Here is an 11,670-nt window from a genome sequence, read left to right on the forward strand (position 1 = left end):
AAGCGGGCGTCAGGGGTGCAGGGGAGTGAAGAGGAACTGCGTGGCACCGGTCGCGGGGTGGCGCACCCGGTGTGCGCGGACGGCGAAGACCTGGGCGAGGAGCTGCGGGGAGAGGACCTCGTCCGGGGGGCCCGAGGCGACGACCCGGCCGTGGTGCAGCACGTGGAGGCGGTCGCAGTGGGCGGCGGCGAGGTTGAGGTCGTGGAGCGCGGCGAGCACGGTCGGGCCGCCGGCGCGGACCCGGCGCAACACGTCGAGCTGGTGGGCGATGTCGAGGTGGTTGGTGGGCTCGTCCAGGACAAGGACCCGGGGCTCCTGGGCGAGCGCGCGGGCGATGAGCACCCGCTGCTTCTCACCGCCGGACAGGGACCGGAAGCCGCGGGCGGCCAGGTGGGCGACGCCGGCCCGCTCCATCGCGCCCCGACAGATGTGCCGGTCGCGGGCGGCGTCGCGGTCGCGGTGCGGCAGGCGGCTCATCGCGACGACCTCGGCCGCGGTGAAGTCGAACTCCGCCGCTGTCTCCTGCGGCAGCGCGGCGAGCACCCGCGCCGCGGCCCGTGGCGCCATGCCGTGGACGTCCTCGTCCTCGACCCTGACGCACCCCGCGTCGGGCCGCCGCGCCCGGTAGACGCACCGCAGCAGGGTCGACTTCCCGCTGCCGTTGGGTCCGACGAGCCCCACGAAGGTCCCGGCGGGCGCGTCGAGGGTGACCTCGTCGACGAGTCGCGCGCCCGCCACCTCGACGGAAACACCTTCGACGTCAAGCCGCACGTCTTTTCCTCCAGATCGTCACTTCGGCACGGATGCGAGCGGGTGTGGTCAGCGGCCGGTCAGCGCGTGGCCGCCGCGCCGCATGAGCAGCAGGAACATGGGCACGCCGAGGGCGGCCGTGACCACGCCCACGGGAAGCTCCGTCGGGGCGAGCAGCACCCGCGACAGCAGATCGGCCCAGACGAGCAGGACCGCGCCGGCGAGCGGCGCGACGGCCAGCACCCGCGCATGCGAGGCGCCGACCAGCATGCGGACGAGGTGAGGGACCATCAGCCCGACGAATCCGATCGCCCCGCTGACCGCGACGACCGTGCCCGTCACGGCCGCCGTCACCACGAACAGCTCCCGGCGCAGCCGGTCCGGCGGGACCCCCAGCGCGGACGCCGTCTCGTCGCCCATCGAGAGCGCGTCGAGTGAGCCCGCCCGCAGCCGCAGCCAGACCCAGCCCGCCGCCACCGTCGCGGCCGCCGCCGGCACCTTCGGCCAGGTCGCCCCGCCCAGGCTGCCGAGCAGCCACATCATCGCGGCGCGCGCCGCCTCTCCGCGTTCGGCGCCGAAGACCATGACGGTGGTGACGGCCTGGAAGCCGTAGGCGAGCGCCGTGCCGGTCAGGACGAGCCGGAGCGGGCTGAGGCCGAGCGGGGAGCGGGCGACCGCGTAGACGACGAGGGTCGCGAGGAGGGCGGAGAGGAAGGCGGAGAAGGAGAGTGCCCAGACGCCGAGTCCGGCGAGGGCGCCGAAGAGGATGACCGCGTTGGCGCCGACGGCCGCGCCCGAGGAGATGCCGAGGACGAAGGGGTCGGCCAGGGCGTTGCGCACGAGCGCCTGCACCGCGACGCCGACCGCGGCCAGCCCCGCGCCGACCACGGCCGCGAGGACGACCCGGGGGAAGCGGATCTCCCACACGATGGTGTAGCCCGCCGCGTCGTCGGCGGCGAGCGGTCCTGCGCTCAACCCCGCCCACAGGAACCGCAGTACGTCGTCCCAGCTCATCCCGGTCGCCCCGAGGCCCACCCCGCAGACGAGGGAGCCGAGCAGGACGAGAACGAGCCCGGCCGCCAGCGGGCCGGTGGGTATGCGGCCACGCGCGACGGGCGAGGGGGCGGTGGGAGTGGCGGTCACGGCGGGCGCACGTCCTGCGGGCTGGTGCCGCCGGCGGCGCGTGCAGGGCGCCAGGAGGGCCCGCAGGCTCCGGGGTCCCTGCTCGCAGTCCACGGCGAGCGGTCGACGGGTGGCACGCCTGCCGTGGGTGATCGGACTCACGCGGCCCTTGACGAGCCGCGTACACCGTTGCGGGACAGCGCCGGATTCGCACCGGCTTCCCCCACGGGAGGCATGCGCAGCGTAGCAAGCCCACGCGCGGCCACCGGACCGCACCGGCCGGCCTCTCTTGTCGTCCCCTTGACGACAAGAGGTCCGTCTATTTAAGGTCTCATTGACTCAAATCATTGCGATCGGGGGAATCCCATGGCCGACATCACCAGGCGCTTCGGCTGGCGCCATCTGCGGGCCGCGCCCACGTCCCACGTACGGCACCACCGTTCGGGGCAGCTCGCCCATGACGGGACGGGACTGAGTTTCTGGTTCCGGCCGCTGACCGCCGCCCTGTCGGAAGTCCCGGTGGACGACCGGGAACTGGCGATGACCTTCCACGCCCGTACCGCCGACTTCCAGGACGTGGCCGTGCAGGCCACGGTCACCTACCGGGTCGCCGATCCCGCCGTCGCCGCCGAACGGCTCGACTTCTCCGTCGACCCCGACACCGGTGTGTGGCGCGGCGCCCCGCTGGAGCAGCTCGCCACGCTCCTGACCGAGAGCGCCCAGCAGCACGCCCTCGACGTGCTCGCCCGCACCCCGCTCGCCGCGGCCCTCACCGACGGCGTCCCCGCCGTGCGTGAGCGCGTCACCCAGGGCCTGGGCGGGGAGCCGCGGCTGCCCGCCACCGGCATCGAGATCGTCGCCGTCCGCGTCATGGCACTGCGCCCCGAACCCGAGGTGGAGCGGGCGCTGCGCACCCCGGCCCGCGAACTCATCCAGCAGGAGGCCGACCGCGCCACCTACGAGCGCCGCGCGGTCGCCGTGGAACGCGAGCGTGCCATCGCCGAGAACGAACTGGCCAGCCAGATCGAACTGGCCCGGCGCGAGGAGCAGTTGGTCGAACAGCGCGGCGCCAACAGCCGGCGCGAGGCCGAGGAGAAGGCGGCCGCCGACGCCGTCCGGGTCGGGGCCGAGGCGGACCGGGCCGTCCGGCTCGCCCGGGCGCAGGCCGAAGCCGCCCGCGAGGCGGGCGAGGCCCGCGCCCAGGCGCAGGCGTCCTGGCTGCGGGTGCACGGCGAGGCCGACCTGGCGACCCTGCACGCCCTGACCGGCACCCGCCTCGCCGAGAACCTGCCCCGCATCGACAGCGTCACCGTCTCCCCGGACGTGCTGACCGGGCTGCTCGCGCGGCTCGGCGCGCACCAGGAGCCGGACGCGTGAGCCTCGCACCGCGCGCCGTCCTGGTCCACCGCACCACGGAGTACGAGGAGTTGGTGGCCCGGCACGGCACCCACGGGCAGGCGGCCTTCTTCCTCTCCTCGCGCGGCCGGTCCATCGACGACGTGGCCGAGCGCCACCACCGGGCGCGGCGGGCGCTCGCCGAGGTGGCGGCGGCGGTGCCGCTGAACTGGCGGCGCGCCCAGGTGGAACGGGCGGACCTCGACCGGTTCCCGTTCGGCCCCGAGGACGCCGTCGTGGTCGTCGGACAGGACGGGCTCGTGGCCAACGTCGCCCAGTACGTCGGGGCCCAGCCGGTGCTCGGGATCGACACCGACCCCGGCCGCAACCCCGGCGTCCTGGTGCGCCACCGCCCCGACGCCGCGGCTCGCCTGCTGCCCGCGGCATTCTCTCCGGCGACCGGCGTGCACGAACTGACCATGGTCGAGGCCGTCACGGACGACACCCAGCGGCTGGTCGCGCTGAACGAGATCTACGTCGGTGCGGCCGGCCACCGCACCGCCCGCTACCGCCTGGGCCTCGACGGTGACAGGGGTACCGTCGAGGCCCAGGCCTCCTCCGGTGTGCTGATCGGCACGGGGACGGGCGCGACCGGCTGGCTGCGGTCGGTGTGGCAGGAGCGGGCCGCACCGGCCGGGCTGCCGGGACCGACGGACGACCGGCTCGCCTGGTTCGTACGGGAGGCGTGGCCCTCGCCCGTCACCGGGACACGGCTGAACGCCGGTGAACTCACGGCCGGGGCACGGCTGTCGGTGACCGTGGAGTCCGAGCGGCTCGTCGCCTTCGGGGACGGCATGGAGAGCGACGCGATCGAGCTGACCTGGGGCCAGACCATCCGCCTCGGACTGTGCGCCACCAAGTTGCGGCTCATCGGCTGACCGCCCGGCGGGCGGCCCGCGCCACCGCCTCGTCCCGGACCCGTCAGGGGCCTCCGGGACCCGTCGGGCCTGCGCATAGGGTGGGGCCGGTAAGTCCGTCACCACGAGAGGTCTGTGATGCCCGAGTCCCCCTCGGACCCCGCCGTCGCCCAGTTCGGCCCCCAGGGGCTGCGCCGCATCAGCGTGCCCGCCGCGTACGGGACCGTGCCGGCCTCGGCCCGCGCCCACCTCGCCCAGGTCGGGGTGCCGCTGCACGTCGGCCCGTACTTCATCGCGGCGGACGACACCGACGGACCCACCCTCGGCATGTACACCGGCCACCGCGGCGTCGCCCTCCAGGGGGACCGGGCGGAGTGGGTGCGCCTCGGCACCGACCGGCTGGCGCACCTGTGCGTGCGCACCGACGGCTCCGTGTACGCCCTCTTCCTCGGCCGCGACGAACCCGGCCTCTTCGTGAACTCGGACATCGCCGCCTTCACCCACTGCGCCGCCGCCCTGGACCGCGCCCTCCCCGAGATCGCCGCCTCCGACGGACTGCACGCCGCCGCCGAGGCGTTCTCCGGACTCGTCCAGGAGCTGCGGCAGATCGACCCCGAGGCCGTCGCCGACCGGGAGAACTGGTGGCCGCGGGTGCTCGACGACATCCGGCACAGCCTCAACTTCCCCTTCTCGTCGGCCTTCGAATACGTCGACAGGACGGGCGCGAAGCAGATCGTCACCGCCCAGGCCGGCCCCGGCCGCATGCACCCCGAGGAGCAGCTGTGGCAGCAGCTCTCCGCCACCGGGGTGGAGCCCGAACAGGTCCACCGCGTCTACTGCGAGCTCCAGCCGTGCATGATGCCGGGCCACTACTGCGCCGCCTGGCTCCAAGCCGTGCTGCCGCACGCCGAGTTCACGCACAGCTTCGACTACGGCGACACCGCCGAGTCCCGCGAGGACGGCCTCAGGGAACTCATCACCCACGCCGCGCAGCAGGACCGGCCGTGACGGGCCGACGGCCGGGCGCCGGGCCGGAGGCGGCCGCATGACCGCCGGCTCCGCCCCGCACTGGTCCCGGCCCGCCGCCGGCCGCGAGCCCGCCGCGGCCGGTCTGCTCGCCTGGCTCGGCGACCCGCGCGCCCCCGGCCTCGCCGTGGTCACCGGCGCCGCGGGCAGCGGCAAGTCGCGGCTGCTCGCCTGGCTGGTCGCCCACGGCACCCGGCCCGGCACCGTCGGCGAGCGCCGCATCCACGGCTTCGTCCCCCTGCCCGGCCAGACCCCGACCACCGCCGCCTGGATGCTCGGCGAACAGCTGTCCATCGCCGCCCGCAGCCCGGGCGACCTGCTGGCCGCGCTCACCGCCGACCGGCGCCGCACCGTCATCGCGCTGCCCGACCTGCACGCCGCGGAACAGCCCGGCCCGCTCGCCGAACTCGCCCTCGACCTGGCCGCGTTGGACCACGTCCGGGTCCTGGTCGAGGTCCGCGCCGGTACGCAGTGGGAACGCACGCTCAGCGCCGCGCCCTGCGCCCGCATGGACCTGGACGAGCCCCGGTGGACCGACGCGGCGAGCCGCGAGTCCTGGGACGCCGCCCACCCCGGCGAGCCCGCCGAGCCCGGACCGGAACCGGAGCGGCCGGTCGACCTGGACGACCCCGCGGCGGTCTGCGCCGCCGACCCCTGGAGCGTCACCACGGCGTACGAGCGCTCCGCTGAGAGCCACGGCGGACTGCGTGCCGCCTGGCTGCGGGCCGGCCCCTCCCTCACCCGGGAACAGCCGCCCGCCGAGCGGGCCGCGGTCCTCCTCGCCGCCCTCGGTGACGCCGCGGACCCGCGGCTGCCCGCCGCCCTCGCCGCCGCCGCCCGCGACGCCTCCTGGACCGTCGTCCGCAACCGGGTGCGCGGCGACGTCACCCCGCCCTGGCCCGGTCCCGTCCGGGCGCTCGCGGCCGGCACCGGCCCCCTGGACGGGCAGCTCGTCGTCGCCGACCACCAGGGCACCGTCCGGGTCCTCGACGCGGAGAGCGCCGGCGCCACCGGACGCCTCCCGCACGCGGCGCACGGCGCCCGCGCCCTCGCCGAGCACGGCGACGGCACCGTCAGCGTCCTCGACCAGCACGGTCTGCTGCACACCCAGCGGGCCGCCGAGTCCGCCCGGGCGACGGGGATCGCCGCGCTCCTCGACGACGGCCCCTCGGCGCACGAGCAACTGCGCGACTCCGTGCAGGAGTACACCCGGCGCCAGGAGGACACGATCACCGCGCTGACCGCTGCCGGGGACGGCGTCGTCCTCGGGGACGCCGCCGGAACGGTGCACGTGCTCGCCCCCGGCGCCGCGCCGCGGACCGCCCCGCTGCACCGCGGGCGCGTCACCGCCGTCGCCGCGACCGCCCTGCCCGTCTCCGCGCAGGGTGACACCCTCGTCCTGCTCTACACCGGCGGCGCCGACGGCACCGTACGCGTGTGGGCGCCCCACACCGACCCGTTGCCCGAGCCGGTGGCCACCCGCGCCTGCGCCGTGACCGCGGTGGCGGTGGCGGCGACCGGGGCCGGCCTCGTTCTCGCGATCGCCTGGGCCGACGGGCTGGTCGAACACCGGACCCTCGACGACGACCGGCTGCGCACCTTCCACCCCGGCAGCCAGGCCCACGCCCTCGCCTTCACGGCGGACGGCGACCTGATGGTGGGGACGGACGAGGCGCTCGTACGGTTGCGGGCGCGGTGACCGCGGCCGGGCGGTGACGCCCGGTCAACTCCGGTACGCGCACAGCGATACCGGGCCCGGTTCGGGGCAGCGGCCCACGACCGGTCTACTCTGGTGCACCTGACAACCTGTTCCGCCTGCCGGGTCAGGAGGGGCAGTCGGCGACGGGAAGCGGAGCGCACGGGCATGGGTCTGGTACTGCCGAGCATCATCGATGAGGCGCTCGATCTCATCGGGGTCAGCTGGCCCAACGTCGACGAGGACGACTATTTCGAGATGGCGACGTCCATGCGGGACTTCGCCGAGCAGTTCGAGGGCCGCGGCGGCGACGCCGACAAGGCGGTGACCCGCATCCTCGGCTCCTCCGAGGGCTGGGCCGTGGAGTCCATGCAGAAGCACTGGTCCTACGTGAAGACCCACCACCTGGAGAAGATCCCCGAGGTGGCCCGGCTCTTCGCGGACGCCTGTGACGGCGTCGGCCAGATCATCCGCGGCCTGAAGGTGAAGGCGGGCGTCGAACTCGGCATCCTGGCCGGCACCATCGTCGCCGAACTCGCCGCGGCCCCCTTCACCCTGGGGCTCTCCGCGGCCGCCGCCGCCGGTGAGATCGCGCTGATGCGCACCATCGTGAAGCGGCTCATCGACGAGGCCGTCGAGCAGATCGTCGACGCGCTCATCGCGAAGGTCACCGAGCCCGTCACCGGCAAACTCCAGGAACTGGTCACCGACTTGACCCTCGACCTCGCCGAGGGCGCCTTCAACCCGGGCGACAAGCCGGGCGGCATGCACCTGGCGTCCGCGGGTGACAGCGACGGCGAGGGCTCCGGCAGCGGCGGCGCGGGCAAGAGGACGGTGATCGACCACATCGAGTTCGAGGACGGCGCCGGCAAGGTCTCCCGCCACGGCAGCGACATGAGCAGCCAGTCCGGGATCCACCTCAGCAAGTCCAAGAGCTCCTTCGGCAGGACCAAGGGCAAGGACGCCCTGACCGCGTCCTTCGACGGCATCCTGGAGGGCGCCTTCGACGTGATGGAGAAGGCCTCCAAGAAGGCCGCCGACCACGTCACCGACACCATCCCCGACCGGGTGAAGGCGGCCTCGCGGCACCAGAAGCGCAAGGACCACGACGTCCGCGACGAGGTCGACCGGGTCGACGTCAAGAAGCCCAAGCGCGACGACGGCACCCCCATGTACCTGCTGAGCGACGACGGTACGATCCGCCAGCTGCACCCGAACGGGACCACCACTCCCGTCGCCCACAACGACTCCTCCGGCGTGAACGACATACTCGGCGACAAAGCCTGGTACCCGTGGAACAACACGGAGAAGCAGCGCAAGAACAAGCGCGGCAAGAGCGGCACGGTCAGCTCCACGAAGGTCGCCCCCGGCTCCACCGAACTGGCCCGCGCCACCCAGCTCGGCCGCTACGCCAACCGCAGCGAACGCCGCGACTCCTATGTCCCCGGCGGCAACTACGCGTCGGCGCTCCACGACGACGGCAAGGGGAACCGTTTCATCCTGGTCGGCGCCAGCGGCGAGGCACACTCCGAACGTTCCATCGGCCACCCTTTGATCAAAAAGGGACACGAAGGAAATGTCGGCGAGCTGTATACGGAACGCGAGCCCTGCCAGAAGAACCCCAAGTGCGACAAGTACCTCGCCCGGGAATTCCGCGACGATCTCCAGGTCACCCACAGCCAGAAATACGACCAGCACGAAAAGGGCCCGGACGGCCAAGACCTCAGCAAGTACAAGAAAGACCGGGAGCACCGCGCCTACGTCAAGTGGCTGCACGACCAATGGGACCAGAACGGCCACGCCGGCGGACGCACTGATACAGTGATGGACCTCTCGCCCTCGGACAACAAGTTCACTCCATAAGAGGGCAGATGAGCGGCGCAGTGCCCTTGCGGCCGCCAGAAGCGGATCGATCCGCGCCGCTCCTCCCGTGACCGCTTTCCCCCCGTAAAAAAGTCCCACGGCGCCCATGCCGCCGCCGAGTTCGGAGTTCCGGCAGTGCTATTCGACGTCACCCGCAGCGAACTCGTCGAGATCTTCGGCGAGGACCGGCTCGCGACCCTGCCCGCCACCGCCTTCCCGCCGTCCGCCGCGCAGTCCGAGGGCGCCCGGCTGCTGGGGACCGTCGGTGCCCCCACCGGGACGCTCGCGCTGCGGACCCCCGACGAGGAGACCGGCCGGCTGCCGCTCGTGCAGGACGTCGTCGACGTGGAGGAGTTCGAGGACGCCCCGCAGGACGCGGGCGGCTGGCCCGTCATCGGCTGGCTGCTCAACGCCCACCTCGCGCTCGACCCCGCCTCCGGCGCGGTGCACGCCTTCGACCCCGACGAGGAGACGGCGATGGTCCTGCACACGGACGTCTCCTCCCTCGTCCAGGTCACCGTCCGGTTCCAGCGCCTGCTGGAGGAGTTCACCTTCAGCGGCGGCGAGGACGGCGAGGAGGCCGACTTCGAGCGGCTGGAGGCCGAGGTCGAGCGGATCGGCCGGGAGACCGGCTCCGTCGACCCGCTGCCCTTCCAGGACGACGAGACCGCCTGGACGGTGGTGGGCGAGGAGATCGCCGCGGGGCAGCGCTTCAAGGGCGACAGCCCGGGGGCCCGTTCCCTCTACGGATGAGGCCGACCGTGGCCCCGGCGAGCCGTACGTAGGCCATGTGGACCACGAGAAGATGCAGCCGCGCGTCCGGAGTCCTTTTGTGAAAGAGATCGCCGCTTTTCCACAGAAGGAGAGAACAGTGAAGCATCGCATCGCAACCGCCCTCGCCGTGGCCACCGTCGCCGGATTCCTGGCGGCCGGCCCTGCCGCGGCCTTCGACGGCCCCGACGTCAGCGGTGAGGGCAGGTACCACAGCGAGGGCTGGCTGGCCGGCCGGCACGACTCGAACGTGGGCGGCCCGCTCGGCGTCACGAACAGCGGCGCGGTGGCCGGCGGCTTCAGCAAGGACGCTGCCTTCCGCTTCGACCGCCACTTCGACCACGACTTCGGTCACGACCACTGACCGAGCGCCCTGCGGTACATGAGCGGCTGCTCGCCCCGGCCACCAGCAGTGGTGGCCGGGGTGGCGGCCGCTCAGGCCGTTCTCACCGCTGGGCGCCGGGGCCGCTCGTCGGCAGGTAGTGCGGGGCGCGCCAGGCCGTCAGCCGGTGTTCCACCGCGGCCCCCAGGGAGAGCAGGGCGGTGTCCTGGTGGTCGCCCGCCATCAGGAGCAGGCCGACCGGGAGTCCGTCGACGGTGGCGGCGGGCACCGAGAGGGACGGATACCCGGCTACGGCCGCCGGCGTGGAGGACGGGATGACGTCGTTGTCGCCGCGGGCGCAGTCCGTGGTCCAGGCGGGTGGGTTCGTGGGCGCGGCGATGGCGTCCAGGCCGCGGGCGGCCAGGATCTCGTCGAGTGACCGGCGGGACAGGTCCGCCAGTTCGGCGCGCACGGCCCGGTATCCGGGGTCGGTGGTCGCGGGCGCGGCGAGGGCCTGCTCGAACAGCTCCTGCCCGGCGAAACAGCTCTGTTCCTCGGGGTGGGACCGGTTGAACGCGATCAACTCGGCCAGGTTCCGGGGGCCTCGGCGTGTCCTGAGGTAGGCGTCGATGTCCTGGTGGAACTCGCTGAGCAGCGCCGGGAATTCGAGTTCGGCGAGGCGTTCCTGGTACGGGGGCGTCACCTCGACGACGGTGGCTCCGGCCCGGCGCAGCTTGTCCGCCGTACGCGTCATCGCCGCGTCCACGGCGGCGCCGAGCGAGGGCAGCCGCCACAGACCGATCCGCTTCCCGCGCAGGCCGGTGGCGGCAGGAGCCGGTCCGCGCGAGCGCCCGTCCCCGCGCAGCACCGAGAGGGTGAGCGCCGTGTCGGTCACGTTGCGTGCCATGGGCCCGGCCGTGTCCTGTTCGGCGGAGATCGGCACCACACCCTCCTGGCTGACCAGGCCGAGGCTCGGCTTGTGTCCGACGACGCCGTTCATACCGGCCGGGCACACGATGGAGCCGTCCGTCTCGGTGCCGATCGCCACCTGGGCCAGGGACGCGGCGAGCGCGGCGGCCGACCCGGCGGAGGAGCCGCACGGATTGCGGTCCAGGACGTAGGGGTTGGCGGTCTGCCCGCCCACCGCCGACCAGCCCGACGTGGGCTTCGCGGCGCGGAAGTTGGCCCACTCGGACAGGTTGGTCTTGCCGAGGATCACCGCGCCCGCCGCACGCAGCCGGGTCACCAGGGCGGCGTCGGTGGCGGGCGGGGCCCCGGCGAGGGCGAGGGAGCCGGCGGTCGTCGCCATGTCCCGGGTGTTCACGTTGTCCTTGAGCAGGACGGGGATGCCGTCCAGGGGCCCGAGGGTGCTGCCGCGCCGGTGCCGTGCGTCGCTGGCCGCCGCCTGCCGCAGGGCCGTCGGGCTGGTGCGCAGGACCGCGTGGAGCTTCGGGTCGATGGCCTCGATCCGGCGCAGATAGACCCGGGTCAGCGCCGAGGCGGTCAGCGAGCCCTTCGCCATGCGGGCCTGCAACTGCGGGATCGTCACCGTGTCCAGGTCGATCCCGGACAGGAGCGCGCTCCCGGTCGGCGGTGGCGCACCGTCGCCGCTCCGCGCGGCGGCGTCCGCCCCGGCCTGCGGTACGCCCGTCAGAAGGGACCCCGCGACAAGGGTGGCGGTCAGTGCGGCCTTGCTCCTCTTCCCCATGCGGCCCAGCGGACTACACGGACGGCGTACGGCACAAGGGTGCCGGGGCGCGCAGCGAGGCCCGTCGGCCACAGTTGGGCGGTGGCCCCGGGCGGGCACCGACCCGCTGACCTTCTCCGGACTCGCGGGCCTCGGCGACCTCGTCGCCACCTGCTCCTCG

Annotated in this window: 10 protein-coding genes and 1 riboswitch; of the genes, 7 read left to right on the forward strand and 3 right to left on the reverse strand. The window is 73.9% G+C overall.

Going from position 1 to position 11,670, the window contains the following annotated elements:
* Positions 1–9: 9 nt before the first annotated feature.
* Both ABZY33_RS13005 and ABZY33_RS13010 read right to left on the reverse strand, forming a co-directional pair.
* A complete protein-coding gene (locus ABZY33_RS13005; protein WP_356491591.1) occupies positions 10–771 on the reverse strand; it encodes an ABC transporter ATP-binding protein in 762 nt (253 codons plus the stop codon).
* A 48-nt stretch (positions 772–819) separates the two neighbouring features.
* On the reverse strand, positions 820–1,848 hold the full coding sequence (locus ABZY33_RS13010) for an iron ABC transporter permease (protein WP_356491606.1): 1,029 nt from the start codon (positions 1,846–1,848) through the stop codon (positions 820–822).
* Positions 1,849–2,018: 170 nt separating this feature from the next.
* A riboswitch (cobalamin riboswitch) is annotated at positions 2,019–2,096 on the reverse strand.
* A 142-nt stretch (positions 2,097–2,238) separates the two neighbouring features.
* Here ABZY33_RS13010 and ABZY33_RS13015 point away from each other — a divergent pair.
* From ABZY33_RS13015 to ABZY33_RS13045, 7 genes are all read left to right on the forward strand, one after another.
* Positions 2,239–3,249 carry an SPFH domain-containing protein gene (locus tag ABZY33_RS13015; RefSeq protein WP_356491592.1) on the forward strand — a complete coding sequence of 337 codons (1,011 nt, stop codon included), beginning with the start codon at positions 2,239–2,241 and terminating at the stop codon, positions 3,247–3,249.
* Positions 3,246–4,145 carry a hypothetical protein gene (locus tag ABZY33_RS13020; RefSeq protein WP_356491593.1) on the forward strand — a complete coding sequence of 300 codons (900 nt, stop codon included), beginning with the start codon at positions 3,246–3,248 and terminating at the stop codon, positions 4,143–4,145. Before ABZY33_RS13015 ends, ABZY33_RS13020 begins: the two co-directional genes overlap by 4 nt.
* A gap of 117 nt (positions 4,146–4,262) precedes the next feature.
* Entirely contained in the window at positions 4,263–5,132 is an 870-nt protein-coding gene (locus ABZY33_RS13025; protein ID WP_356491594.1) for a nucleic acid/nucleotide deaminase domain-containing protein, read from the forward strand.
* A gap of 37 nt (positions 5,133–5,169) precedes the next feature.
* The gene (locus ABZY33_RS13030) at positions 5,170–6,849 is read left to right on the forward strand and encodes a hypothetical protein (protein ID WP_356491595.1); all 1,680 of its coding nucleotides are present in this window, start codon (positions 5,170–5,172) and stop codon (positions 6,847–6,849) included.
* 165 nt (positions 6,850–7,014) lie between these two features.
* Positions 7,015–8,709, forward strand: a complete 1,695-nt coding sequence (locus tag ABZY33_RS13035; protein WP_356491596.1) for a nucleic acid/nucleotide deaminase domain-containing protein — start codon at positions 7,015–7,017, stop codon at positions 8,707–8,709.
* A gap of 135 nt (positions 8,710–8,844) precedes the next feature.
* Entirely contained in the window at positions 8,845–9,462 is a 618-nt protein-coding gene (locus ABZY33_RS13040; protein WP_356491597.1) for an SUKH-4 family immunity protein, read from the forward strand.
* A gap of 118 nt (positions 9,463–9,580) precedes the next feature.
* On the forward strand, positions 9,581–9,844 hold the full coding sequence (locus ABZY33_RS13045) for a hypothetical protein (protein ID WP_356491598.1): 264 nt from the start codon (positions 9,581–9,583) through the stop codon (positions 9,842–9,844).
* Positions 9,845–9,926: 82 nt separating this feature from the next.
* Here the strand turns inward: ABZY33_RS13045 and ABZY33_RS13050 are convergent, their stop codons facing one another.
* A complete protein-coding gene (locus tag ABZY33_RS13050; protein ID WP_356491599.1) occupies positions 9,927–11,510 on the reverse strand; it encodes an amidase family protein in 1,584 nt (527 codons plus the stop codon).
* Positions 11,511–11,670: the final 160 nt, after the last annotated feature.

This window comes from Streptomyces sp. NPDC006552, from assembly GCF_040611655.1.
Classification (GTDB): domain Bacteria; phylum Actinomycetota; class Actinomycetes; order Streptomycetales; family Streptomycetaceae; genus Streptomyces.